Source organism: Planctopirus sp. SH287 (assembly GCF_056500625.1).
Genome location: NZ_CM151403.1, coordinates 4,701,680 through 4,728,034 on the forward strand (window position 1 = coordinate 4,701,680; position 26,355 = coordinate 4,728,034).

Sequence of the window (26,355 nt, forward strand, 5' to 3'; positions counted from 1 at the left end):
ATGGGTCACTTTGCAGTCTGTTGATCAAGAGCCAGGTTCAACTGAAGCACATTGACACCAGGTTCCCCCAGAACGCCGAACTGTCGGCCTTGCGTGTGTTGGTGAACAAGTTGTCGCACGGTCTCTTCGGACATTCTCCTCACTTTGGCGATTCGAGGCACCTGAAACTCCGCCGCCGCAGGAGTGATGTGCGGATCAAGACCACTGGCGGACGACGTGACGAGATCGACCGGTACATCTTTTCCCTCGCTTCCTTGCGTCCGCAGAGACTTGATTCTCGCCTCAGCAGTGTCCTTGAGTACGGGGTTCAATGGCCCGAGGTTGGAACCGCTGGATGCCGCAGCATTGTAGGCAACAGGCTGCGTGGCGGATAATCGCCCCCAAAAGTATTCCGGCTTCGTGAAACTCTGTCCGAGGAGTTCGGAACCGAGGAGTTGGTCTCCATTCCCGATCAAACTTCCGTTGGCCTGATGGGGAAAGGCCACTTGGGCAATAACTGTCACGATCCCCGGATAAATAATGCCGGTTACGACCGTCAGGACAATCAATAACATAACTGCGGGACGAAGTTGCTGAAGCATGGTTTGTCTCCCTGGTGATCACGTCACCTTACACGAGGTTCAAAATGGACAACATCAGGTCAATCGCCTTGATTCCGATGAACGGGACGATCAATCCTCCCAGCCCATAAATCAGCAGATTGTTGCGGAGCAGTTGAGCGGCTCCGACTGGTCGATACGTCACGCCTTTCAAAGCCAATGGAACCAGAGCGATGATGACCAACGCATTGAAGATCACCGCCGAGAGAATCGCACTCGATGGCGATGACAACCTCATCAAGTCCAACGTCTTCAATGCCGGATAAGTCGCTGCGAATGCTGCCGGAAGAATAGCGAAATACTTGGCAACATCGTTGGCGATGCTGAAGGTCGTCAGTGAACCACGGGTCATCAGCAGTTGTTTGCCGATGTTCACGATCTCGATGAGTTTGGTGGGGTTTGAGTCGAGATCGACCATATTACCGGCTTCCTTGGCCGCTTGAGTGCCGGAGTTCATCGCCACGGCGACATCCGCCTGAGCGAGTGCCGGGGCGTCGTTGGTGCCATCACCAGTCATCGCCACCAAACGGCCTCCTTTCTGGTAATCACGAATCAACGAGAGCTTCGCTTCGGGTGTGGCTTCGGCCAGAAAATCATCGACTCCCGCCTCCGCAGCGATGGCACCAGCGGTGAGCGGATTATCACCTGTAATCATGACCGTCTTGATGCCCATCTGTCGCAGTTCGGCGAATCGCTCCTTGATGCCTCCTTTCACAATATCCTTGAGTTCAATGACGCCAAGCACCTGAGCATCTCGGCACACGACGAGGGGTGTCCCACCGGCTTTGGCGATCTCCTCAACGATGGTTCGCACATCGCCGGGAAGCGATCCTCCCAACGAACGGACGTGTTCTTTGACGGCCTCGGTTGCTCCCTTGCGGATTTCTTGACCATCAAGTGAAACACCGCTCATGCGTGTGCGAGCCGAGAAGGGTACAAAATGAGGTTTGATGTGTTCGAGTTCTCGCCCTCGCAGGCCGTATTGTTTCTTGGCGAGAACGGCGATGCTGCGTCCTTCGGCGGTTTCGTCGGCCATTGACGCCAGATGAGCAACTTCCGCCAGTTCCTTTTCATCCACACCTTGCGTGGGAATGAACCGAGTCGCCTGACGGTTTCCCAGAGTGATGGTGCCGGTCTTATCAAGGAGCAATACGTCCACATCTCCCGCCGCTTCAACCGCCCGTCCCGACATGGCAATGACATTGGCTTGGCTGAGCCGATTCATTCCGGCGATCCCAATGGCGGAAAGCAGTGCTCCAATCGTTGTGGGGGCCAGACAGACGAACAGAGCGACCAGCACAGTCAGGCTAATCGGTCGCCCTTGGCCGGACGCCTCCACACTGAAGATCGAGTAAGGCAGCAGCGTGCCAACCACAAGCAGAAAGATCAGCGTCAGAGCCGCCAACAGAATCGCAAGAGCGATCTCGTTAGGCGTCTTCTGACGTTTCGCACCTTCCACCATTGAAATCATGCGATCCAGAAAGCTATTCCCCGGCAGGGTTGCCACTCGGATGATCAACCAGTCCGAAATGACTCGTGTCCCGCCCGTCACTGCACTTCGGTCGCCACCGCTTTCCCGCACGACCGGAGCACTTTCACCCGTGATGGCACTTTCATCGACTGAAGCGACTCCTTCAATGACTTCACCGTCCCCAGGAATGGTTTCGCCTGCTTTGACGATCACAATGTCATCCACCTTGAGGTCAGTGGCCGGGACTTCTGCGGCGAGTCCGTGTCGTCCTGGTTGAGAGCCGGTCAGTTTGTGTGCCGTGACCGTTGTTCGAGCTTTTCTGAGAGACGCCGCCTGAGCTTTCCCATGCCCCTCGGCAATGGCTTCAGCAAAGTTGGCGAACAACACCGTGAACCAGAGCCACGCCGCCACTCCCAGCACGAAGCCGGAAGATTCCTCTCCCGTTTCTATGAGTGAGTTCACCCACAGCACGGTCGTCAGGATGCTTCCCAGATACACGGCAAACATCACCGGGTTACGAACCTGAATCCGTGGGTCGAGCTTGGCGAACGACGCTAAAACCGCCTGCTTGAAAATCGCCGGATCGAAGAGCCGGGCTGTTGTTTTTGCCTGAGACATACCCTGATCCTCCCTTAGTTCGCTGTTGACAAAAGATGTTCCACAATCGGTCCCAAGGCTAACGCTGGGAAAAAACTCAATGCTCCGACCACAACGACGATGGCAACGAGCAGGACAACGAACAGTGGAGTGTGGGTCGGCAGTGTGCCCGCCCCGGATGGAACGCTTTTCTTGGCGGCGAGTGAACCGGCGATAGCAAGAACCGGAATCATCACCCAGAAACGCCCCACCAGCATCGCCAGTCCCAGCATTCCGTTATAGAACGGCGTGTTGGCCCCCAGCCCGGCAAAGGCACTGCCGTTGTTGTTACCTGCCGAGGAGAACGCATACAGCACTTCGCTGAAGCCATGCGGCCCCGGATTGAATATGGACGCCCGCCCCGCGTCGGTCACCACAGCACAGGCCGTCCCCAGCAGAACCATGGCACACGGCAGCAGGATCACAAGTACGGCCATCTTCATCTCGAAGGCACCGATCTTCTTGCCGAGATATTCCGGCGTCCGTCCCACCATCAGGCCGGAGATGAACACGGCAACGATGGCGAACACCAGCATCCCATACAGCCCCGACCCCACGCCGCCAAAAATGACCTCACCCAACTGCATGAGCCACATCGGCCCCAAACCGCCCAGCGGCGTGTATGAGTCGTGCATTGAGTTCACGGAACCGTTCGAGGCGGCGGTCGTGGCCACCGCCCACAGTGCCGAGTTCACGATCCCGAAGCGTGTTTCCTTGCCTTCCATGTTGCCGCCAGGCTGAAGATCACTGGCTGACTGATCCACGCCAAGATTGGCCAGAACAGGGTTTCCCTGTTGCTCGCTCGCCCAAGTCATTCCCAAGATGCCAAGGAAGATGAAAGACATGGCTGCAAGGATCGCCCACCCCTGTCGCCGATCTCCCACCATCTCGCCGAACATGTAACAGAGGGAAGCGGGGATCAGCAGAATCGCCAACAGTTGCAGAAAGTTGGAGAGCGGCGTCGGGTTCTCGAAAGGATGCGACGAGTTGACGTTAAAGAACCCGCCGCCATTGGTTCCAAGCTGCTTAATCGCAATCTGCGAAGCGGCTGGACCGACAGCAATTTGCTGTGTCCGAACAGACTTTCCGTCAGTATTAACGGTCGCCTCGATCAGTGTGACTTCCTCGTAGGATGAGAAGGTCTGCACGACTCCTTGCGAAACGAGAGCGATGGCGAGTACCAGAGAGAGCGGCAACAGGATATAGAGCGTTCCCCGTACGAGATCGACCCAGAAGTTGCCGATGCCTGCGGTATTGTTTCGACTAAAGCCCCGAATCAGTGCCACCAGTACCGCCATGCCCGCCGCTGCGGAAAGGAAGTTCTGCACATTGAGTGCGAGCATCTGCGTGAGATAACTCATCGTCGTCTCGCCGCCGTAACCCTGCCAGTTCGTATTGGTTGTGAAACTCACCGCCGTATTGAATGACAAGTCGGGCGAGACGGCTGACAACGACTCCGGGTTCAGTGGAAGGACACTCTGAAAACGTTGAATTCCATAGATGCTGACAAAACTGAAAAGGCTCAGCATCAATACCGCTGTAGCATATTGATGCCACGACATTTCGGCTTCCGGTTCAACTCCGCTAATTCGGTAGAGCAGTCGCTCCACTGGGCCGAAGATTCGTTTTAGAAACGATGCCTGACCGGAGTACACCTGAGCCATATAAAGGCCCAGCGGCTTGATACAAACCAGAAGCAATCCGATATAGAGGCCAATTTGAAGAAATGCATTCGGAGTCATGAAAACTTCTCCGGCTTGAGCAATGCTGCGAACAGGAAGACGGCCAGCACGACCGTCACACAAAGAGCCAGTGCGGTTGTCCAGTCCACGGTCAGCCCTCCTCTCGCAAAAGGCCGAAGAGTCGCAGTAGACCGCAAGAGGCGACGAAGAAGGCCGTTCCCGCCAGGAGCCATATCAAATCCATCACGAATTCCTCCTCAAAGAGTGTGATAGAGGAATTAAAACAGATGTCGTATTAAGAGTGGCTCAAAAGCAGAGCGTCTCCTATCAAAGTTCCATCAAGACGGCGGGGAGAAGTATCAAAATTCTATCAAGAGCGCTGAGTAACGCCTGAAACACTCTCATTTCAACGTATTTGCCTTGGCAGGATCGCCCGCCGACAAGCTCAGGAGACCAGCACATCCCGGTTCGCATAATCACGATTGAACGGCAGAGATCGTGGGTTTGAGAGGTACCGTTTGGTATTGAGAGAGGCCAATGGCGAATCGTATTTTCCGCTCTACCTGTTGCTGACAAGTGGCGGGAGTTATGTACTACGGCATTGCCAAAGTATCAAATTCGGGTCTCTTCTGTCGTTAAGTCCGACAACGGAGGACGTTGCGGCGACATCAACCTAAGACAAAGCCGTGACACGGCACTACACAGTTGTCTTAAATAAAACATTTGGGAACGGTGGCTCTGCTGATCGGCGGGGCGATTGTTATTTCTCGGTTGCCATGCCACTCACCAATTCTTCCGACGTGAAGCGTTGGGAGGCGTTAGTGCGGGAACGCGGCTTCATGGTGTCAGAAATTGCCAGGTTTTGAATCGGGATAGAGAAAAACCTGGCAAATTTCAACACCCCCAAATCAACATACCCCCCTCATCCGGCCTGCGGCCACCTTCTCCCTGCGGGAGAAGGATTGGAGAGTTTTCGGGCAGGTACTGAGAACGTATTAGGGCGTTTTGTTGTGTTTTATTCGCAGTGACTGAATTCTCACATCCCGTGGCCCATATTGCGTGTCATAAGTACCAATCAGAACTTGTCCGCCGGCATAGTCCCTGAGCGCCATTTCATGGGCCAGCCTGAACGTTCCCACTTTCAGACTGACAGTCTGATTGCTAACCGTCAGTACTACCGGTTGCCCTCCTTTCCATTCAATCCGGCCAAACTCCGTCTGAGAGTCTTTATCAGCCACACCATCTTTGAAGTAGCAGTGATACCAGGGGGAACCGCTCACACGTGTGCCCATCTGATAGAGGACATTGCCGGTGCCATCCTTCCAGCCAAGCAGGATGAACCAGCCGCCTGTCCCTTCGGCCTGGATCATTCCTTCCATCTCAAAGTTTTCAGCAGTTGCCACCTCAATGGCCGCATTGGCCCCCGTCACACGCGTCAGTAATGCCCCGGCAACTCCAAATTCGCCATTGATCGCAAACTTACCCAACTGATGCGGATGACCGACCGCTGGCCCCACCAGATCCAGACTTTTGACCAGCTTCAAAGGGCTTCCTTCAGGAAGCGGCTGAATGCTGGCCCGACGCTGACGGGGTGGGAGATAGAGCACTTCCCATTTCGCCGTCGATAACTGCGGCTTAGAAACCTGCTGAGCCTGCGCTGTCGACAGGAAAAGTGACCCACCAGCAGCCACTGCAAGACTCGAAGCCAAATATCCCGAGGTGGTCTGTAGCCAATCCCGGCGCGATAGCCATGGCTGTGGTTGGGGCAATGGCTGTGCGAGTCGCCCACCAGCGGCATTCCGACGAGTTTTAGCAGATGACATAACCTGGCCCGTCATAACATTGGAAAAGATTTTCCGTTGTTATAAATCAGTCAGCCACCGTGTGTCATGCAGATTTTCGACCAGCCAGTCTGGCTCAGCCGCTTTTAATGCCTCGGACGAATAAACACCTGTCGCCACGGCCACGACACGCGCGCCAATCGCCCGGCCACATTTCACATCCGCCGGCGTATCACCAATCACGACGACCGGATGGCGGCTCAAATGAGGCTCACGGCTTAGACAGGTTCAAAGAGACAGACGGCTGCGAAGGCTTTTTCTCTCAGATTCGCACGATCAGAGATCGACTCTGTCAGGTTCACTTGGAACCCACAGTGGCCGGTTTCTCATTGCGGGGGACGACCATCGTCACCTCACCACGATCTCCCGGTCTCAGTTGAAGATCAGGGTTGGGTAGTTCGATCCAGATGCGAACCTGCTGGCCGACAGGGTCGACTTCCGGACTAATAAAAGTGACGCGTCCTTCGATTGTAGCAGGCAGATTGGTTGCCGCAGGGACTGGGCTGGAGGACGATTTCGGAAGAGTGGTTTTCGCTGTCGATTGCAGTTGAAAGAGGGCGGATTGTCCAGGTTGCAACTGCCGGGCCTGGGTCGCGGGCAAGAACGTATCAATTCGCAAGGGGTTCAGTCTCAAGACCCGAACCACGGGTGTCCCCGCTTCCACCCATTCGCCTCGTTGTTTTTTCCATTGAACTATCGTTCCCGATAAAGGCGAAATCATCTGCCGACGTCCGACCGCCAGTTCTGCTGCTGCCAGTTCACGACCTTTGATCTCGCGCTGCAACAAGAACTGCCGCTGTTCAAATTCCGCCTGTTCGATCTCCAGTTCCGCTCTGCGAGCCGCGAGAGACAGACGATCAATCTCTGTCTGGGACACGCTCTTAGGATATCTGGCCACAGAATCGAGAGATCGCGTCAATTCGGCCTTGGCCACTTCCGCACTTTTCCGGGCGTAACGAATCTTCAGATCACTTTCGGCCTGGGCTGTAGCGAGTGCTAACTCGGCATGAGCTTTCGCAGCCGCTAATCGCGCTACCTGATCGTCGATCTGGCCAATTTTCTGCCCTTCTTCAATGACCTCCCCCTCGCGAAACAAGCGTTCGTTGAGAGTCCCCTGCTCCAAGGCGGGAATCTCCAACTGCTCGGCCACAGTCACCTGAGCATTCCGAATGATGACGGTCTCGTTCGAGGGAACGACTTGTCCGACACAAACGTGAGGCCATATCCCCAGCGTGATCAACAGAGATAAGTGGGAAGACGACAGCCGCATGAAACAGGTCTCTGATGGCAATGCTCTTGTTACGATCAAATGGAAAAGCAACGCACTGGAGTCTACTCGTTTGTCCAGAGGTCGCAAGATGCCTTCGTTTCGGAACAGCGAAGTTTCATCCCCATTCCCACTGCGACGAAGCACTATTCCCACATCCGCCCGATTTTTTTGCGAACGTCAGCCGTCGACAGGCCCTTTTCAACCGGTTGTGGCGATGTCGATCCCACTGAGGAAGGAACGACAACCTGCCAGGCAGAGAGAATTTCATCTGGCAGGAATCGGGTTCGCTGCGAATAGCTGTGCCGATCCGATTGATAGCGTCCGTGAAAGTAATATCGCTGCGGATGATAGACGTGCAGGTGGGATTTCGCGCGGGTGAGAGCAACATAGAACAGCCGGCGTTCTTCTTCGATCTCGCGCGGGTTCCTCGTCGCAATATCCGAAGGGATATTCCCATCAGTGGCATGCAACACATAGACAGCGTCCCACTCCAGCCCCTTGGCGGAATGAATGGTGCTCAGCGTCATCCAGTCTTCATCCAGCAAAGGATTCTGGGCAAAATCTTGTGTGGAATTGGGAGGGTCAAGAGCCAGTTCCGCCAGAAACTGCCCGCGGGACTCGAACCGGGAGGCCATCACTTCCAACTGTTCCAGATCACGCAGCCGAGGGATCGCATGATCGTATTTCTGTTCGATCAACGGGGCCAGAAACTGCCGTACCTGGGCTAGTTGCAAAGGCAGAGGAACCGTTGTCTGGCCATCTTTGACCAACGTACGAAGCAGCGCAACAAACACCGGCCAATGAAGCTGCGTTGTGGCTGCGGGGCGGTGCTCTCGCCAGCGATCAAACGTCTGGGCACCCGCTCCTAACTGCTCTGTCAACTGGCGGGCTGTCTTCGGGCCAATCCCCGGTAATAACAGAAGCACGCGGAGAGCCGAAATCGAATCGCGTGGATTTTCCGCCAACCGCAAAAAGGCCATGGCATCTTTGACATGAGCCGATTCGACAAACTTCAGACCACCGAACTTGACAAAAGGAATATTGCGCCGTGACAGTTCGATTTCCAATGTCGCACTATGATGCGAAGCCCGAAAAAGCACCGCCTGTTTTTTGAGTGGCAGCCCCATTTCTCGCAGTTCCAGCACACGATCTGCCAGGAGCGTGCATTGTTCAGCATCATCCCGACAGTTCACCAATTGTGGCTTTCCCTGAGGCGACCGGTCAGTCCACAACTCCTTTTTGCGACCTTCCGTTGCCAGAGACATCACCCGATTGCTGGCCTCGAGAATCTCCGGTGTGCTGCGATAATTCTGCGAGAGTGTCAACACGTTTGTATTGGGGAACTCCCGATCGAATCGCAGAATATTTTCGATTGTGGCAGCCCGGAACGAGTAGATCGATTGGGCATCGTCTCCCACCACGGTCAAGCCCAGCCCCTCTGGACGAAGCGCATGAACAATCTCGCCTTGCAGAGCATTCGTATCCTGGTATTCGTCCACCAGAACGGCTTGATAGCGTTGCCGAATCAGATCAGCGGCAGGACTATCTGCCACCAGAGCCAGCCAGAACAGCAGCAGATCGTCGTAATCCAGAATCCGTTGTTCTTCCTTGCGCTGAGTATACTGTTGAAACAGCGTCTTCAGTCCGGCTTCGTGCTCGACACACCACGGAAACGTCTCTTTCAAAACGGTGCCAAGTGGCTGTCTGGTATTCACGCAGCGGGAATAAATATCGACGCAAGTCCCTTTGAGGGGAAATCGTTTTTCCTTACGGATCACATCAATGTCTGCCCGCAACTCATTCATCAGGTCTTCTGAGTCAGAGCGGTCAAGGATCGTGAAATCGGCATCCAGACCGACATATTGACCAAACTCGCGCAGATGCCGGGTGGCAATCGCATGGAATGTCCCCCCCACGACTTTTCGGCCATGGAGCTTTTTCCCCGCAGAGGCCCTGGTCACTTCCGCAAGGAGATGTTCCACACGATGAATCATCTCGGCAGAAGCGCGCCGTGTGAACGTTAACAGCAGGATTTCCGCCGGGTCGATTCCCGACATGATGAGATGCACCACACGGTGCACCAGCGTGGTGGTCTTCCCCGTCCCGGCTCCTGCGATAATCAGCAGGGGATCCCGCCCCGCGCGAGCAGCGGCCAGTTGCTCCGGATTCAATGACTGCTGAATTCTCGCCAGTTCAGATTCTGCACTGGTCGCCTTTTCTGCAAGGGTCACTTTTTCTGCGCTGGTCGCCTTGACCGGTGAAGCAACTGCTTGAAGCGGGATCGTTTCGCGAGAAGCTCTTCCACTGGAGGTTTCCCCACTCCAGTGAGGATCGCTTAATGACAAGTGAACGGGTTCCATCGTTCCCTCCTTCAATGCCGTCGTCCTTGAATTCATCACCGCCAGAGAACAACACGTCACAGGGAAGCCGTGTCGTTTGCAGATATCCATCAATCAAACAGCCGGCGTTGTTCCTGCGGATGTCTGGATCATTTTTTCAAAGGCTGCCACATAGGACGGGGGAATCTCGATGGCTTTCATGGTTCCTTCCTGCATCGCACAGCTGACGGTGGTCATCTCTCCGCGAGCCAATCGCTGCCCATCGCGAGAGAAATGATATTCAATCGTGAGCGAACGCGTGGAACGTTTGAGGATCGTCAGTTCGACCGTCATCACATCCTCATAGCGGGCCGGTGCGCGGTACTCGCAATGGGTCGCCACTCGCGGCCAGCCAATCAGAATCCCTTCGGCAGTCGTACCGGCAATCTTCAGACCCAACGACCGAAACAATTCATGCTCAGCCTGTTCCATATAGCGAAAAAAGTTCGCAAAATGAACAATCCCCGCCATATCCGTTTCGCAGAATTCGACACGTCGGGTCGTGGTAAAATGAGGCATCGAGAACCTTCCCTGAAAACTGCCGGAATCACCAATCCCGTTACCGATCCCTTGGATTCCTTCATCCCGGCGTCTGGATCATCGTACGAGAGTTTCCCTCGCAATGACAGGTTGACGAGTCTCCCAAACCTCTGTGGTTGCTCCACGGCACCTGAGCGAAATGCAGGGCAGGGTGGCAGGCCGATCCCAGCCCACAAGCCTGCCTGATAATCTCCCGTTTCGTATCATGGCCGGGGTGGCACACTCTCGACGTGATTATCTCGCATAGCGGCTGGTCAACCAGGAGCTGATTCTGCGAATCACCCGGGGACGGGAACCATGCCAGGCCCCTTCATGCAGCCAGCCAAACCCCAGCAAGATTCCTCCGGCACAAAACAAAAGTAATGTCATGCGCAGGGCATCATCAGTGGCCAGCCGCTCAATCCAGAAAAACGTCCAGGATTGAGCGGGCAGGGTCGGTTGCAGCGGGAGGACGGGTTCCAGCGGGCGTTCGAGCGTCAGATGATCCTCCACGGAAAACCGCTCCTCACGGTGATCAATGGCTCCGAACTGAGCTCGCGCCAGTTCCGCCTGAAGTCGGCTATCTGATTGAAGGGATCCCGCCACCCGCTTAAGAACACTGGTCTGCTCTTGAAGCGTCACGAGTTGCCACTGGCCTTCCAGGTAGGATCGATGGAGTTCTTCTAATCGTAACAGCTTTGGCGAAAGGACTAACGCTGCGAAAGCCGCTGCGACCAGAGTCAGCAGCACCCAGAACAAGAGAGACAGCACCACGCCGCCCCACCAGTCTTGATCATCGACCAGTGGGGATTGCGGCTTGGCGGAAGCAGAATCAGCAACGGTTGAAGGGGGCGGTAAAGTGCTCACCTCGCGCGTTTCGGCCAGAAAACCCGGCGGCCAGTAACGAATGACTCCCGGCTCTCACTACTTTTCACAAGAGACGGCAAACCTGCCGGTTAACGAGAGTTTGCCGCGAGGGTTGTGGCTGCCAGGGATTAAGGAAGTTCACGAATTCGCACATTACGAAACTCGACCGGCGCTCCTTCAGATTCCAGGCAGAGGAACCCCGTGGCTGGCTGGCAGTTCTCCCCCCCGGAGACTTCTTCACCATTGACCCACAGCCGAACCTCGCCGTTAATTCCTCGCACATAATAATGGTTCCATTCGCCAACTCCCTTGCTCAGATTCTTGCGGGGAAATGAACGGGCACCATTCGGAGAAAGTGGCGGAAACGGTTTCATTTTTGATGAACCCACAGGAAACACGTCACCGTTGGTTGTAAACCAGTTGGCCTTCTTGCCACTCGATTTTTCATATTGCTCGGTGTAGCCATGATCGAGCACCTGAACTTCAATCCCTCCCGGTGGAAGTTGTCCTGGCTTAATACTGTTCAAAGCCTCTTCACTGGCCCAGACAAAAATGCCCGAATTCCCCCCGGCACGCAGATGCTTCCATTCGGCGACCAGTTCAAAGTTGGTGTAAGGCTTGGCCGTACGAATCACACCCACGGGCTTGCCAGTACATTTGACGCTTCCTTCCTCCCACGTCCAGGTGTCGTCATAGCAGTTGACGTTGGTGAAGTCTTCTTTCCCCAGAGGTCGCCAACCAATACCGGTGCCATCAATCGTGGCTTTGGGCAGTGATTCTTCTTCTGCTTGCAATGAGTGTTGACCACCAGCAATCGCCAATAAACCAAACATCGTTGTAGTGGCAATGATTCGAGAGATTCGCCGGGAAGGTGGCAGCATGGAGATTGTCCGCTCAGGAGGGATGGAGAGAAGCACTTCAGGTCGAAGAGGGAGGGTGCGTGGGAAGAGCCAATACTCTTGACCCAACACACAGGCCGTTATCCTGAGAAGTTTGGATGGCCAAAGCAAGCTTCCTCTGACGCTCCCAGGATTTCACGGCGCTTTATGTGCGATGCTCACGACACTCGTGCCATGCTTGCGGCTTTGAGCTGTCGTTTATACGCAACTTTTTCGCCATCTGAACTGCACCACGAAATTGGCATGGGTCGCTCATACCACCTTGCGGCCTTTACCTCAATATCTGGCATACAGCCGAGGGAATTCATGGGATTGATACTGTTCAAAAGTCATAGGGCAGGCTCCCGCCCCATACCGTTCGACTCCCCTCGTGCATTGTCAAAGTATAAAATTCGGGTCTCTTCTGTTGTTAAGTCCGACAACGGAGGACGTTGCGGCGACATCAACCCTAAGACAAAGCCGTGACACGGCACTCGATCTCTTCCGAATTCCTTCGCGCTCTTCTTTTCTTCGCGGTAAAAATTCTTTGACTCACCGCAAAGGCGCGAAGAACGCAAAGGAGTCATTCCGATGAGCAGGTTTATCCCAGGCCGGAACTCCCGTGGGTTGATCTGGTCATCACCCCTTGATGGTGTAAATGCCCCGGCGCTTGCTCAAGGGAATGAGAAATTTATGTATAAAAGACAGCGGCTTTGAGCAAGCATGCTCACTGTAACGAGGGGAAGATCGACCGCAAACGCCCATTCGGCATGCTCACTCTCAGAGCCGTGAGCATGGCACGAAGAGTCATCCATCTTGAGCGGGGCACTTATCGGGAACTGGCTGCTGGCTGTTTGACAACCGGCTTCCCGCCACGTGCGGTTGACGTTTCACTGGACGAGTCAGGAGAGGCCAACCGTGATTGTGCCGCGGCTTTTTGATGTTGCCGGGCCAGAGCCGTTCGGGCCTGCTCCGCTGCGGCCAGATGGATGGCTTCCATCGAGCGGGGATTGAGACCTGATTTCCGCCAGTTTCCCAACTGCTTCTCAACGCGGGTCACAAGTTCGTCTTCTTGAGTCCAAAGACTTTTCCAGATGTCTTTGAGGCCAGCCGTTTCGATCCCACTCAGCTTTAACTGAACCTGGCCACTCCCGCGATCGCTGGAGTCACCACCTTCTGTTGGCTCGCTCTCTGAAGGGACGGTGGTGCTTCCCTGATCGGGCTGATCACCATCCTGATCCTCGGCGGGAGTTTCCCGATAGAACGTATTCCTCAATTGATAGGCCACCCGACCGATCGCACCTCCCTCTTTCTCGCCACACAAGTCGGGGCTGATGCTTTCGAGGCTTGTCCAGCAAGGGACAGCCAATGTGAATTTGGGATCGCCCAGTCCGGCCCACATTGTTGTCAGTCGAGGGTCTTCGCCCTGCTTGACTCCCTGAAAGACAGCAAAGGAAACGGTTGTCGTGCGACTGATCGTGTTCTGAGTCTGAATAAACGACGGCAACTCCCCCGCAGGGCAATTGATCGAACCGGGGCAGGGAACTCCATCGGCTGTCGCCAGGTCGCGCGCCACGTGACGCAAAAGATAGTTGACATCCAATCCTTGTTCCGCGCGATCATGAAGCAGTGCATCGGCTCGCAGATAACGCTCAGAGGAATAGATCCCAGCAAGATCCGATGTCCCGGGATGATCTTCCAGCTTGCGTCCTGTCACCGAGAAATTGGAGCGAACGATAAATCCCTGCGGGGCGACTAAAGGATCATTCGCGTCAAACTTCCGATAGCTGTTGCGAGAGGTTTCAAACAGAACTGCTCCGCCAGACGCATCGATCACGCCGAAGTTGGCCTTGGTCGAACGACCAGCGGCATCGGTCTCCTTCAGGAGAGCTTCGACATCACTCACCGTGGCGCATTCACTCAGCACCTTGAACATGAAACCGCCATTACCAAGTCCTTTCGCCGATTTGGGAAAGTCCAGATCGTTGGTGACAGAATTCTCAATGCACAGGCCCGCGCTGTTCATCCCCATCCAGACGGATTTACGGGCGCCGGCATTGACGATCGCCAGAACTTTATATTTCCCTTCCTGCAGCAGCAGCATGACTTCATTTCGCAGGCTGGAGGCATCCCGATTCTTCCAGAGCAAAGGGCGGCCATCACGGGTCGCTGATCCGCTGATCACTGCCGTTGTGCAGGCCTGTGCCACGACCGTCGTGATCAGTACCAGAGCCATCCCCCGAGACATGGCAGAAACAACATGCCACAGGCCGGATGAATCCAATGACGAGAATGCACGTACCATCTTCGATCCTCAGAGAACAGACGCCGGGCTTGTTGCCAGAAAATGAATTCAGCTGATCATAGGACAATCAGCAGGGAAAAAGGCTCGCACAGTCATGCCGACCACCGGATGGTCAGGCCATGAACCTGATATATGACAATTCAAACAACGACCGGGAAAATTTCCGCACACAGCAGCAGCATCGGCCAATGAGATCATTCCCGGAGAAAGGCTGAGAGAGCCTTTTCACTCGGAAATTTTCTCATCAACTATGATGGCCAACTGACAATCGTTCGCGAGCCTGAACGTCTATCAATGATCGGGAAAACGGTCACCTCAATCAGATGCCCGGCGCGTTCCCAGCGGAGCACGCACCTTCCGGCAACCTGTGGTCACTCTTTCCACGATCAGCCAAATTCATGCTACTCAGGAGAGCCTGCATCAGCCAGCACGTTTTCAAAGCATTCTGTACTTTCCCTGAAGTGGTTGACCCAAAACGTCTTTCAAATTGCCTGCTCTGGGGCCTGTCAACAGATCAGACATTTTTGATATATTGGCGCGTCAGTCGATAGAGGGCACCCTGGCCAATGAAGCTCTCACCCAAGCCAGCGGATAGCCACTGCCGATGTTGAGAACCTGTGCCTGTCAATAAAACGAGGATGCCATCCACCATGGCGGATCAGCTTGATAAATCGTTGTCCTTTGTTGAGATCATGGGGCGTGACGGGATCATGGGCCATGAGACAAAGTGTTGGCCAGGCTTCGTGCGAACACACATTCTGAGCGTGCTCGCCTGTGCGGGAACAGTGCTGGCCGCACTCTGCTGGCCCACACACTTGCCAGCCAACGCTCAGGAAAATTTTCGTACTGGACATACAGGGACGTCTGCTCCCCTGGCGTCACCTTCAATCGGGAATTCTGAAGAACACATTCCAGTTCAAGTGCTGGTCTATGGAGCCACGCCAGCGGGAATCGCTGCCGCCATCAGTGCCGCTCGAAATCAGCAATCCGTGCTCCTCGTCGAGCCAACATCACGGATCGGAGGGCTGGTCACCAGCGGCCTTTCCCATACCGATTTTCATTCGTTTGAAAGCCTGAGCGGTGCCTTTCTGGACTTCTCAAAACGAGTGGAAAAGCACTACGCAAAAAAATACGGCGAACACTCTCCCCAAGTCAAAGAGTCCTTCAAAGGGACGTTCGGCGAGCCACATGTCAATCTGCTGATCTTTCAGGAAATGCTGGCGGAAGTGGCCCCTTCGCCGACACAAAAATCTGGCGTTTCGTTACAAACCGACTGGAAACTCCAACAGGTCACCCGTAATCCCACAGAGAACTCCAACCCATCAAACCAGCCAGGCCACCCTGATAAGAACACCACTCAAAAAATCACACAAGTCACTCTGATTGATCGCAAGGGCGAGGTGAAACACGTCGTTCCCGATGTCGTCATCGATGCGACCTATGAAGGAGATCTGATGGCAGCGGCTGGCGTTCCTTACCGGGTCGGAAGAGAAGGACGCGACGAATTTGGTGAATCACTCGCCCCCGCCCAGCCCGACCAGCAATTGCAGGCTTACAATTTCCGCTTCTGCATGACACAGGAAGATCACAATCGCACTCCCCCCATTGCACCACCCGGCTATCAACGGGAACACTTTCTTCCTCTCTTGAAAGTCCTGGAATCCGGGCAGATCAAAAAGCTGTTTGACTATCCGAAAAACTGCCTGTTCAAAGCCCAGACGCCACCCCTTCCGAATGGCAAGTATGACATCAATGATGTTTCCAGCGGACTGATTCGTCTCTCGCTACCGGGAGCAAATGTTGCGTGGCCCGATGGGGACGAAGCCACCCGCGCCAAAATTTATGCCGACCATCTGCGCGATCAGGCGGGATTAGTCTACTTCCTGCAAACCGATCCCGATGTTCCCGAAATCTTTCAAAAAGAGGCGCTGACGTGGGGCTACTGCCTCGATGAATTCACCGAGACAAATCATTTCCCTCCTCAACTGTATGTTCGCGAAGCCCGAAGAATGCAGGGCCAGCGAATTTTTACCCAGCGAGATTCCGCGCACGCGCCAGGAGATGCACGAGCCATTCACTTCAAAGACGCCATTGCGATGGGCGATTATGGAAATAACTGCCATGGCACATTCCATGAAGGGCCTCGCTTTGCCGGCAAACACACCGGCGAGTTCTATCATCCCGTTCCGCCTTATCAGATTCCCTATGGCACGATTCTTCCCGAAAAGATGACGAACCTGCTGGTCTGTGGAGCGGTCTCCAGTTCGCACGTCGGTTTTTGTGCGTTGAGATTAGAACCTATCTGGATGTCTTTAGGACAAGCCGCAGGGATTGCTGCCGCAATCAAAAATGAGACACAAGCTCTCTCTCAACAGCAGCCAACACCCGGGCATTCCAACGTCAGTGTGCAACAGGTTGACGTTTCATTGCTGCAACAACGCCTGCATGCCGAGGGTTCAGCCACGATCTATTTTTCCGATGTTCTTCCCGGCGACGCGGATTTTCAGGCGGCTCAATGGTGGGGCACCGCTGGCGGCTTTCATCATCTGGAACCGATGCCTGCCAGGCCCGGCCAGCGCGGAGCCAAAATTTCCAGCCAATACAATCAGGCAAACCCCGGCCATGAAGCACGCCTCGATCTCCCGTTGAATTCGCAACTCCGAGACCAGTGGGAAAATCTGGCAAAAGAATTGCGCCTGCGCGACCTGAACGCACTGAAAACCGCCACCACCCGGCGAGAATGGATTCAACAAGCCTATCAACAGCGATAATCCCCATCTGACCAGACTCGGAATCATCTCGCGGGCCGATATCATGACAGGAGAATCAGTAATCCTTCACGTTCAGGCGGCACATGTCAGCGCCGCGACCCCCATGGAAAGTGCAACGGCATGACCCAGCCGCTGGCCAATCAAGGAGACCTTCCGCAAGGGCCACGCCAGTCCATTCGACAACAACTGGTACTCCCGCTACTGCTCGTACTGGGAATTGGCTTTTTTGTCGCCTCGATTGTCAATGCCATCGTGGCCGTTCGTACTGCTCGCTTCGCCGAACAAACCCGATTAAAACAACTCACCACCAGCTTGAAGGGGGCTTCTTTCCCACTGACAGCCAATGTGTTACGGCAATTAGAAGAACTCACAGCAGCCCGCTTTATTTATGTCGATCAGCCCATCGGCAATCGACAGACAGCGAGAACCTATCAAAGTTCGTCACTCTCTTCTGACCTGACCGATCAAGCCAGAAGCCTCTGGTTAAGCAAGACCACAGATCGAGTGCTCCCCTCACTCCTGGCTCAGGGGTTTCAGTTACTGGAAGATGGCGATCTCACAGCATTAGCCACAGCGATTGATCTGGATCAGCTGTCAGAGGGGAAACCGCGTTCACGGCTCGTGATTCTCTTGCCATCAGAGAACTGGAAAACGCTCTGGTTCCGAGCCGCTCTCCCTCCACTGGCGGCTGGTCTTGTGGTGGCCGCTATCAGCCTGGGAATCCTCATGTGGCTGGCCCACAAGTTTACAAAACCACTCCAGCAGGCAGCGGCTCAGACCACGCTCATTGCGAGAGGAAATCGCGGCACGTTAGAAATCCCTTTCAGAAACGATGAATTTCGCGATCTGATCGTGGCCATCAACGCCATGTCTGAGGAACTTGGCTCTCTCCATCAGTCCATTCGGCATGGCGAACAACTGAGAACACTGGGGCAACTCGGAGCCGGATTCGCTCATCAGTTACGAAATGCGGCACTCGGTGCACGCATGGCGCTGGAATTTCATCAGCGCGATCAACTGACCGATGATCAGGATGAGTCGTTACGGATTGCGCTGGCGCAGCTTCAACGAATGGAACTCTATCTGGATCGCTTCCTGAAACTCAGCCAGCCTCGCGACAATCCTGTCCGAGTCACTCCGGACGGTCATATTTCCATTGAGCAGTCATCGACCATTCGTGTCGGTTCACTGATTGAGAGTGTTCTGCAACTCCTTGAGCCAATGGCACGCCATGCGCGGGTGACGCTGAAGTCTGACACAACGCCGGCATTGGAAGAGGAAATTTCTGGAGATGTTCTGGCACTCGAACAATTGCTATCAAATTTAATAGTCAATGCTATTGAAGCCGCATCTCAGCAGGCTTTGGAAGTTGCTAATAGAACTAACGAACAGATTGAAGCCCGGATTTGTGTGCGTGCCATACAAAGTCATGATCGGTTAATACTTCAGGTGAGAGATACTGGAGCTGGCCCCTCAATCATTGTGGCAGAGTCGCTGTTTCATCCCTTTGTCACAACACGCCCGGAGGGCTGCGGACTGGGACTGACGGTCGCGTTGGAAATTGCCCACGCCCACGACGGAAAGATCTCCTGGCACCGGGAAACCATCATGGAGACTCCCTGGACAGTCTTTGAAATCACCCTGCCGCTCCCGCCAGAAAAAAATTAACCCTCGCCCGCGCAGGTAGCAGAGCCACTGTATTGAGATCAATTTTTACAAGAAACATTATCCTGGCGGCGTAAGCCCCATTCGTGGATGAACGACCGGCTCTCATACGGCGCCACAAACCCCGCAAGGGGACGCAAGTGGGAACCCTCGCCCGCGCAGGCGGGAGAGGGTGGCACGCAGTGCCGGGTGAGGGATTTTCCAGTGGGCGTATCCGGTTCAACACACGTGCCAGGGATGCCTATTGATTCGGAATATACAGGAATCGTTATTTCAGCTTCGGCTCGCCCTCACCCAGCCTCTCCCATCGGAATGGGAGAGGAGTCAATCAACCCCAACGAGAACCACCGCTCTGGCGGCGTAAGCCCCATTCGCGAATCAACAACTGGCCCTCATACGCCGCCACAAACCCCGCAAGGGGGCCGGGTGAGGGATTTTCCAGTGGGCTTTCTCAATAGAGAAGTGTGACTGGATCACTCTCGACGAGCATGCAGGAAGATCGCTTACTGACCTTCGGCTCGCCCTCACCCAGCCTCTCCCATCGGAATGGGAGAGGAGTCAATCAACCCCAACGAGAACCATCGCTCTGGCGGCGTAAGACCCATTCGCGGATCAACAACTGACCCTCATACGCCGCCCCAAAACCCCGCAAGGGGCTGGCGGGGTAAGACCCATTCGCGGATGAACAACTGACCCTCATACGCCGCCCCAAAACCCCGCAAGGGGCTGGCGGGGTAAGACCCATTCGCGGATGAACAGTTGGCGTTCATACGCCGCCCCGAACCCCGCAAGGGGCTGGATTACGGTGGCGTGTGCTTTCGCTGGGGTTGGGTAGGAGGAGGGTTGATGCGAAACAGATGGCGAGCATGACCTCCATGACCACGAAGACGACATCCAGACCTTGCTGATCACCCAGCCATCCCAGCAAGGGAACGACCATGCCGCCCACGCTGACAGCCAGTCCGATCGTCACGCCAGAGGCCATACCAACGCGATTGGGCAGATACTCCTGTCCCATGACCACCACTGGGCTGGCAGGCAAAAAGAAGACGGTGGCAGTGATCGCGACCATCGCCAGAGCCAGCCAGGGCGATGGCGACCAGATCATCCAGGGGAAGGTCAGCATGGAGAGGCCAAAGCCAATCTGCAAGACAGCCCGCCGCCCGATCCGGTCGGCCAGCCAGCCACCGAGAATCGTGCCAAAGATTCCCGACCCGAGGAAAACCGACAGCGCGAACGTCCCTGCAAACAGGATCCTTGAAGCGGAAACCGCTTCAGCAGCTATCAATGGTTCAGAAGCATCTTCCCAGCGCTGACGCCAGAGAAGAACCAGAAACGTATTCACCGCAAAGAACACGATCGACCGCGAAACCACGCTGATAGTCAGGATACTGAAACCAAACCAGTCATCACGCGCATTGATCTCTCGCGGCTTGGCCCGATGTCTGGAAGGTGACGAGGACATGGAAAATTGTCGCGCCAGCAGCAAAGCCACCAGAAATGTGGGAACAAAAATCAACAGCATTCCCGGTCGGCCAAATCGTTCCAGAATCACTGAGCCGATCATCGGAGCCAGAGCAAACCCAATGCTGCCACCCAATGAGAAAAAACTCATGGCGGTCGTCCGATAATCGCCTGCCGCAAGATGAGTCTGGCGAGCCGCTTCTGGATGAAAAGCGGCAATCCCAAAGCCACTGATGGCCAAAGCCAGCAACAGGAGGGGATAGAACGGGCTTTGAACCCCCAATGCCAACGCAACACCGGCTGTCAGAACACTGACCGGCAAAAGCCAGTGCAGCTTCAACTGATCGGCCATCTGTCCAAAAACCGGCTGCACAATCGACGACATGGCCGCTGTCGCAAAAACGAGCGATGCGCCCATGAAATAGGTGTATTGCTCGCGAAGGACCACATAAGAGACCATGGCAGGCACCAGGCCCTGACAAAGATCCACCGTGCAGTGACCGAGGGTTAAAAGTCCCACGGATTCCCGATCCATGGGGCGGATTTCCGGTTGGGGGACTTCCAACGCAGTGGCAGCTTCCGTGCGTTCACCAGAGAGAAGTGCAGCAGACATGTGGGATCAGTTCCGAGTCAATGTTGGCCGGCTTGGCCAATGGAGGCGGGTGAGACAAGACTTCGTTTCAGGGCAGGGGAGATTCAAACCCCCTACTCTCAACGGGAAAAGGATTTGACGGTACACAGACAGACTTCCAATGGCACTTACCATCACCAGGCATGAGTCTAACAAACTTTACGACCCCGGCAGGCGCGAATTGCTCAACAGCACACCCAGAGACAAGTCCGACGCGGTTCAGGTTCGTAGGCAGGGGAATTCCATCATGACAAATCTCTGTTTTGTCAGCTTTTCACTCGGTGCGACAGATTGATGAACCAGTTCAACATCTGGCCCGATTGCCATCAGTTCTGGATGTTGTCTTTTGGCAACAATTGTCTTCGTCTGGCGTCATTCTTCTGAAAACGTGGTGTTTGAGCATCATGGCTTCGCTGTCAACGACACCGGAACCTCACCGGGAAACACGCCGTAACATTATGATAAAAAACAACTTACAAATCACACTGAGCGTATTGTTCACGAAAGGAGTCATCATTGGCGCAGCGTTTGTTTCTCTGTTGTAACGCATCGTCAACTGAACCGATCAGTTGGCTCTTGTCTCACAAGACTCAGGCGATACGTCATGAACAAACCCGTCATCGTTGTTCTCTCATGCGATCAACAACTGGCAGTAGAACTTCCTTCTGCGTTGCAAGGACGTGTGGACGTTCGCTCCTGTGATTCCACCGAAGAAGTTCACGACCTGGTTCGATCGATCACGCCTCAGGGGTTTGTCGCCGACTTTCGCCGGCTCTCCAATAACGGTGTCGCAGAAGCCCGGCTGCTGGGCCTGCTCAAAGTGCGCTTCCCTGCATTGCGAATTGCGATGCTGACTCCGGATCATTGCCCCGATCTCTTGCAACAACGGGCGAACGAAACCGAACTGACTCATTTCAAAGGCCGGGTCGATTCCCAGATCCTGGCTCAGACGTTCCGCGAACTGGCAGATCGTTCGATTCCGCCAGAAGCCCCCAAAGGACGACAGAAAACCTCCCCACCCTCTGTGAACTCATCAACTGCGGGGAGTCCCATGGACTACCGGCCGGCGAACGCTCCTTCCATGTCCCATGTTCCTGCTCTTTCGACGTCAAACTATGCCACTCCCATGTCTCACGGAGACATTGTCAGTAATCCTCAAGGGATCTGCCGGCGATTTGAAACCAGTTCACCGCAACTCCAGCAAATGCTGGCCGATCTCGAAATCGCCGCTCGACATAATGTCACGATCATGCTGATTGGCGAAACGGGTGCAGGGAAGACATATCTTTCCCGTCTGATTCACGAATCGTCACCCCGCCATGCCGACCCGTTTCTTCCTGTGGCTTGTGGAGCCTTGCCAAACGATCTGATTGAAAGTGAACTTTTTGGTCACATGAAGGGATCTTTCACCAGTGCTCATGCTGACAAGGAAGGGAAGTTTATTGCTGCCAGGCGAGGTTCACTGCTGCTGGACGAAATTGATGTTCTTGGTCTGGAACAGCAAGTGAAACTGCTGCGTGTCATTGAAACGGGCGAGTTTGAACCCGTGGGATCGAACCAGACTCTGCATTCTCAGGCCCGTCTGATCGTCGCCAGCAATCTGGAGTTACAGCCGCTGGTGGAGCAGGGAAGGTTCCGTCCCGATCTTTACTATCGCCTGAACATGCTGAAATTCAATATCCCGCCATTGCGTCATCGCAAAATGGATATTGTTCCGCTCGCCCGGCGGTTTGTCCGTCAGTTTGTGCAGAAGCATGGCGTGACAATTCGTGAAATCGATCCAGGCCTGTTTGAAGCTCTGCTGGGCTATCCCTGGCCCGGGAACGTGCGAGAGTTGGAACATATGATTCAGCGGGCTGTGATCTATTGTCGCGATGGCGTGCTGCGAGCCGAACATTTGCCGTCTCACATTGTGGGGGGGTACGCCGGCCCGACGAACGATCCTTCTGTGGATCTGGGGCAATCATTGTCACCCAGTGTGACACCTCGCCGCAGTCTGGAGGGGCAGATTGCATTGACTGAAAAAGAGATCATCGAGCAAGCTCTGTTCAAGAACAGTTTTAGCCGGACTCGAACGGCTAAAGATCTCGGAATCAGCCGCGTCACGCTCTATAATAAAATGAAGCGATACGGTATCGGAAATTAAAGCGATTCACTACTGAAATAATATCACCAACAGGCGTGATTACCCGTCCGGAAGCGTGCCCTCTGGCGGCGTAAGATCCATTCGCAAATAAAAAACCGACCACAAACCCCGCAAGGGGCAGGATGAGGGGGCGAGTGGCTCTCGATAAAAGGGAGCACATCGCTATCGACGAAGTCTGATCGATAGCTATCTGAAACACGGAGAGATAAATACCCCTCACCCCAACCCTCTCCCGCAAGCGGGAGAGGGAGTTACAATCCTTCTCCCTGAGGGAGAAGGTGGCCGCAGGCTGGATGAGAGGGAATACGTGTGGCTCTCGGTGGAAGGGAGCACATCGCTATCAACGAAGTCTGATCGATAGCTCTCTGAGACAGGTCGATAGCTATCAGAAACACGGGCAATGAAATACCCCTCACCCCAACCCTCTCCCGCTTGCGTGCCCTCTGGCGGCGTAAGACCCATTTGTGAATAAACAACTGACCTTCATACGCCGCCACAAACCCCGCAAGGGGTAGGGTTTTAGAGTGCCCAGCCTTCACGATATGGTCGGTTGATGATGAGATCTGCCTCGGGCTGGCCAGGGCATTTGAGGTTCACCGCATCCCACTCGATTGGTGTCTGCATGCGATAGGCCAGGCAGCCCAGCAGGACGGTCTCGGTTAATGGGCCAGAGTAATCGAACGAGCAAGTTGTGGGGCTGCCGGTCTTACATGCCTGAATCCATTCCTTATGATGTCCGATAGAGCGGGGAATGGTGGGTTCAGGGGCTTTGAAGTCGATATATTTCTCTTCGGGATAAAGTTTATAGCCATTGTAGTCGGCGAAAAGATCGCCATCCCGGCCGACGAAATAAACTCCCGACCCTTCCACACGGTGCCTGCCCACCTGTTTGGGGGTCATCGTGCCATCGTACCACTGGAGCGTGCAGGCTGAATGTTGGTCTGTCGCGGGAAAGTTATATGTCGCGATCATTCCTAACGGTGCTGTCTGGAGATTCAACGGCGGCCCACTGGCAATAATGCGTGTGGGATGCTTGAGGCCCAAGGCCCAGAACGCGAGATCCATATAGTGGCAGCCCATGTCACCGAGTGTGCCGTTGCCAAAGTCCCACCAGCGACGCCAGTTTGCGGGCAGATAAGTCGAATGGAATTCGCGGAACGGAGCAGGGCCTAACCAGGTATCCCATGCCACACCTTCGGGGACAGGTTGGGGTTTAGGGGGGAGGTCGCCGCCGCCCCAGCCTTTGCCAACCCAGACGTGAACTTCGCTGACCGGGCCGATGGCTCCACTCTGGATGATCTCTACCACCTTGCGATAGTTTTCTCCCGCGTGGATTTGCGTCCCCATTTGCGTGGCGACTTTTGCCGTCGCTGCAATTTCCTGTAACGTCCGCGCTTCAAAAAGGGAATGCGTTAACGGCTTTTCTGTATAGACATGTTTCCCCAATTTCATGGCCGTTGCTGTCGGGGCAGCATGCGTATGATCGGGCGTGCTGATCACGACTGCGTCGAAGTCTTTGGCATTGTCGAAGAGTTTACGAAAGTCGGAATATTTGGTGGCCTGGGGATGGAGTTTGAAGGCCCGGTCGGCACGTCGAAAATCGGCGTCCACAATCGCGACGATGTTTTCGCTGGAGACACCCGTCAGGTTGGCATGACCCTGGCCACCCGGCCCAATGATCGCAATATTGAGTTTGTCGTTAGCCATTCTGGAGAAGGCATTCGCCCGCTGGCCGCTGACAAAGCAACCGGCTGCCAATGTCGCCGACACTTTTAAGAACTGACGACGTGACTGTTGGGAAGATAAAGAAGCCATCGTTTCCGACTCCGGTTGTGAGACAGAGGGCATGCTGGTGGGAAGGTGCGGCAGGCTGAAGCAGAAATCATGTTGCTGACCACCACGGATGAAGTCAACACGTGATTGGCCAGCCGTGGAGAAAACCAAAAATTCATCGTGCTTCGAGAAACCGAGATTTGGCACCCAGAGCTTCACGCTGGCTTCAGGAGGCTCATCTATCATCCCTGCTGATGATTGAGGTTGCTTGATCATCGGCTCTGAGAACAGATTAACGCTCACCGCCTTTTGGCACTGAGAAAAAACTCCAACACTTTTACTGAACCAGGGTGTTGAGTGGAACTGGCAGCCTGAAAACCAAGGAACTTCATCCCATGAAACGAATTGCTGCATCATTGTTGTTGCTGACCGGATTGGCCGTTGCCATTCCCTCGATGACCGGGGCGTTTGTCTGGGCACAGCCCGGCGGCCCACGGGAATCACGCCCAGAGGCTGAAGAGGGACATGGCCCGCCCGAACGGCGTGGCCCGCGAGGCGAACGCCCACCGCACCCGCCCCGTCATGAATCGGTCACCGTGAAGGGCGAAGTGGCCCGACTCTCTGAGAATATTCGTGGCGACATCGACGGCCTCGTCCTTGTGGATGGCGCACGGATTGCCTTCCCACCACATGTGGGAGCCCAGGTGAAAGAGCAGATTGCCACAGGCGCTGTGGTCTCAGTGGATGGCCACAAAACCACGACTCCTCAGGGAGTTGAACTGGTTATGGCGAGAACCATTTCTGCGGGTGAAGGCAAGGCGATTGAAATCACTCCCCCTGTTCCGCCCCACCTTCGCGAGCGTGAACAACACGGGCCGCGATTCCCTGAAGGACGTCCTGAAGGGCATCGCCCTCCTCCAGAAGGTCGCTTTGAAGGGCGTGGGCCAGGAGAACGCGGCCGAGATGCAGAGCATCGCGGCGATGACGATCGCAGGCCAGAGGGCAGGCCAGAAGGCAGGCCAGAACGTGGCCCCTGGGGTGGTGACCGCGAGGGACGACGGCCTGAAGGAGACCGCCCGGAAGGACGGCCAGAGGGACGCCCTGAACGGGGGCCTCGTGAGTTCGACTTTGGTCCCCCTCGTGGCCCGCGCGAGGGTGGCCCAAGAGAAGGTGGGCACCGTGAAGTTGGACACCGTGAAGAGGGGCCTCGTGAAGGTGCTCCCCGTGGAGGTGGCCCGCGTGATGCAGGCCCTCGTGAGGGAGACGCCCGCCGTGAGGGACGTCCCATGCCGCCGCGACGTGATGAGCCTCAAGGCCCCAGCAATGCAGAAATCATGAAGCAGCTCGAACTCTTGCGGCAAGAAATCGAAGAACTGAAGAAGCGGTAATTTTCATGGCATCAACGAGTCACCTGTTTTCCTGGATCTTCCGTCTGTCATGACAGACCGGGCATCCCACA

Annotated in this window: 18 protein-coding genes; 4 read left to right on the plus strand and 14 right to left on the minus strand. The window is 55.0% G+C overall.

Annotated elements, in window-relative coordinates:
• Window positions 1–5: 5 nt before the first annotated feature.
• From kdpC to SH287x_RS17500, 12 genes are all read right to left on the minus strand, one after another.
• A complete protein-coding gene (kdpC, locus tag SH287x_RS17445; RefSeq protein ID WP_479515662.1) occupies window positions 6–581 on the minus strand; it encodes a potassium-transporting ATPase subunit KdpC in 576 nt (191 codons plus the stop codon).
• Window positions 582–609: 28 nt separating this feature from the next.
• Window positions 610–2,688, minus strand: a complete 2,079-nt coding sequence (gene kdpB, locus SH287x_RS17450; protein ID WP_479515663.1) for a potassium-transporting ATPase subunit KdpB — start codon at window positions 2,686–2,688, stop codon at window positions 610–612.
• A gap of 14 nt (window positions 2,689–2,702) precedes the next feature.
• Window positions 2,703–4,448: a potassium-transporting ATPase subunit KdpA gene (kdpA, locus tag SH287x_RS17455; protein WP_479515664.1), complete on the minus strand. Its 1,746-nt coding sequence runs from the start codon at window positions 4,446–4,448 to the stop codon at window positions 2,703–2,705.
• Entirely contained in the window at window positions 4,445–4,537 is a 93-nt protein-coding gene (kdpF, locus tag SH287x_RS17460; protein WP_479515665.1) for a K(+)-transporting ATPase subunit F, read from the minus strand. Before kdpF ends, kdpA begins: the two co-directional genes overlap by 4 nt.
• Before the next feature lie 846 nt (window positions 4,538–5,383).
• Entirely contained in the window at window positions 5,384–6,211 is an 828-nt protein-coding gene (locus SH287x_RS17465) for a hypothetical protein (RefSeq protein ID WP_479515666.1), read from the minus strand.
• A 39-nt stretch (window positions 6,212–6,250) separates the two neighbouring features.
• The gene (locus SH287x_RS17470; protein ID WP_479515667.1) at window positions 6,251–6,433 is read right to left on the minus strand and encodes an HAD family hydrolase; all 183 of its coding nucleotides are present in this window, start codon (window positions 6,431–6,433) and stop codon (window positions 6,251–6,253) included.
• Between the two features lie 94 nt (window positions 6,434–6,527).
• Entirely contained in the window at window positions 6,528–7,499 is a 972-nt protein-coding gene (locus SH287x_RS17475; RefSeq protein WP_479515668.1) for an efflux RND transporter periplasmic adaptor subunit, read from the minus strand.
• A 143-nt stretch (window positions 7,500–7,642) separates the two neighbouring features.
• Window positions 7,643–9,859, minus strand: a complete 2,217-nt coding sequence (locus SH287x_RS17480; RefSeq protein ID WP_479515669.1) for an ATP-dependent helicase — start codon at window positions 9,857–9,859, stop codon at window positions 7,643–7,645.
• A gap of 93 nt (window positions 9,860–9,952) precedes the next feature.
• Window positions 9,953–10,396 carry an acyl-CoA thioesterase gene (locus SH287x_RS17485; RefSeq protein WP_479515670.1) on the minus strand — a complete coding sequence of 148 codons (444 nt, stop codon included), beginning with the start codon at window positions 10,394–10,396 and terminating at the stop codon, window positions 9,953–9,955.
• A 255-nt stretch (window positions 10,397–10,651) separates the two neighbouring features.
• Window positions 10,652–11,263, minus strand: coding sequence for a hypothetical protein (locus SH287x_RS17490; RefSeq protein WP_479515671.1), 612 nt, complete (start codon window positions 11,261–11,263; stop codon window positions 10,652–10,654).
• Window positions 11,264–11,391: 128 nt separating this feature from the next.
• Window positions 11,392–12,096 carry a 3-keto-disaccharide hydrolase gene (locus SH287x_RS17495; protein WP_479518726.1) on the minus strand — a complete coding sequence of 235 codons (705 nt, stop codon included), beginning with the start codon at window positions 12,094–12,096 and terminating at the stop codon, window positions 11,392–11,394.
• A gap of 874 nt (window positions 12,097–12,970) precedes the next feature.
• Entirely contained in the window at window positions 12,971–14,446 is a 1,476-nt protein-coding gene (locus SH287x_RS17500) for a C45 family peptidase (protein WP_479515672.1), read from the minus strand.
• Window positions 14,447–15,096: 650 nt separating this feature from the next.
• On the opposite strand from SH287x_RS17500, the gene SH287x_RS17505 reads away from it, so the two are divergent.
• Together SH287x_RS17505 and SH287x_RS17510 are read left to right on the plus strand one after the other, a co-directional pair.
• Window positions 15,097–17,217 carry an FAD-dependent oxidoreductase gene (locus SH287x_RS17505; RefSeq protein ID WP_479515673.1) on the plus strand — a complete coding sequence of 707 codons (2,121 nt, stop codon included), beginning with the start codon at window positions 15,097–15,099 and terminating at the stop codon, window positions 17,215–17,217.
• Between the two features lie 120 nt (window positions 17,218–17,337).
• Window positions 17,338–18,885, plus strand: coding sequence for a sensor histidine kinase (locus SH287x_RS17510; protein ID WP_479515674.1), 1,548 nt, complete (start codon window positions 17,338–17,340; stop codon window positions 18,883–18,885).
• A 763-nt stretch (window positions 18,886–19,648) separates the two neighbouring features.
• On the opposite strand, the gene SH287x_RS17515 is transcribed toward SH287x_RS17510, so the two are convergent.
• Window positions 19,649–20,959: an MFS transporter gene (locus SH287x_RS17515; RefSeq protein ID WP_479515675.1), complete on the minus strand. Its 1,311-nt coding sequence runs from the start codon at window positions 20,957–20,959 to the stop codon at window positions 19,649–19,651.
• Window positions 20,960–21,581: 622 nt separating this feature from the next.
• Here SH287x_RS17515 and SH287x_RS17520 point away from each other — a divergent pair.
• Window positions 21,582–23,123 (plus strand): sigma 54-interacting transcriptional regulator, encoded by a 1,542-nt coding sequence (locus tag SH287x_RS17520; protein WP_479515676.1) that lies wholly within the window; start codon window positions 21,582–21,584, stop codon window positions 23,121–23,123.
• 519 nt (window positions 23,124–23,642) lie between these two features.
• Here the strand turns inward: SH287x_RS17520 and SH287x_RS17525 are convergent.
• Entirely contained in the window at window positions 23,643–25,142 is a 1,500-nt protein-coding gene (locus SH287x_RS17525) for a Gfo/Idh/MocA family protein (protein ID WP_479515677.1), read from the minus strand.
• Window positions 25,143–25,291: 149 nt separating this feature from the next.
• Here SH287x_RS17525 and SH287x_RS17530 point away from each other — a divergent pair, with 149 nt between their 5' ends.
• Complete coding sequence (locus tag SH287x_RS17530; RefSeq protein ID WP_479515678.1) at window positions 25,292–26,284, plus strand: hypothetical protein; 993 nt, start codon at window positions 25,292–25,294, stop codon at window positions 26,282–26,284.
• Window positions 26,285–26,355 lie beyond the last annotated feature (71 nt).

Coding starts and splice junctions, on each gene's coding strand:
- SH287x_RS17520 (WP_479515676.1), top strand. CDS start 21,582: ATGAACAAACCCGTCATCGTTGTTCTCTCATGCGATCAACAACTGGCA.
- SH287x_RS17515 (WP_479515675.1), bottom strand. CDS start 20,959: ATGTCTGCTGCACTTCTCTCTGGTGAACGCACGGAAGCTGCCACTGCG.
- SH287x_RS17480 (WP_479515669.1), bottom strand. CDS start 9,859: ATGGAACCCGTTCACTTGTCATTAAGCGATCCTCACTGGAGTGGGGAA.
- kdpB (WP_479515663.1), bottom strand. CDS start 2,688: ATGTCTCAGGCAAAAACAACAGCCCGGCTCTTCGATCCGGCGATTTTC.
- kdpC (WP_479515662.1), bottom strand. CDS start 581: ATGCTTCAGCAACTTCGTCCCGCAGTTATGTTATTGATTGTCCTGACG.
- SH287x_RS17485 (WP_479515670.1), bottom strand. CDS start 10,396: ATGCCTCATTTTACCACGACCCGACGTGTCGAATTCTGCGAAACGGAT.
- SH287x_RS17465 (WP_479515666.1), bottom strand. CDS start 6,211: ATGTCATCTGCTAAAACTCGTCGGAATGCCGCTGGTGGGCGACTCGCA.
- SH287x_RS17525 (WP_479515677.1), bottom strand. CDS start 25,142: ATGATAGATGAGCCTCCTGAAGCCAGCGTGAAGCTCTGGGTGCCAAAT.
- SH287x_RS17510 (WP_479515674.1), top strand. CDS start 17,338: ATGACCCAGCCGCTGGCCAATCAAGGAGACCTTCCGCAAGGGCCACGC.
- SH287x_RS17530 (WP_479515678.1), top strand. CDS start 25,292: ATGAAACGAATTGCTGCATCATTGTTGTTGCTGACCGGATTGGCCGTT.
- kdpA (WP_479515664.1), bottom strand. CDS start 4,448: ATGACTCCGAATGCATTTCTTCAAATTGGCCTCTATATCGGATTGCTT.
- SH287x_RS17505 (WP_479515673.1), top strand. CDS start 15,097: ATGGCGGATCAGCTTGATAAATCGTTGTCCTTTGTTGAGATCATGGGG.
- SH287x_RS17500 (WP_479515672.1), bottom strand. CDS start 14,446: ATGGTACGTGCATTCTCGTCATTGGATTCATCCGGCCTGTGGCATGTT.
- SH287x_RS17475 (WP_479515668.1), bottom strand. CDS start 7,499: ATGCGGCTGTCGTCTTCCCACTTATCTCTGTTGATCACGCTGGGGATA.
- SH287x_RS17495 (WP_479518726.1), bottom strand. CDS start 12,096: ATGTTTGGTTTATTGGCGATTGCTGGTGGTCAACACTCATTGCAAGCA.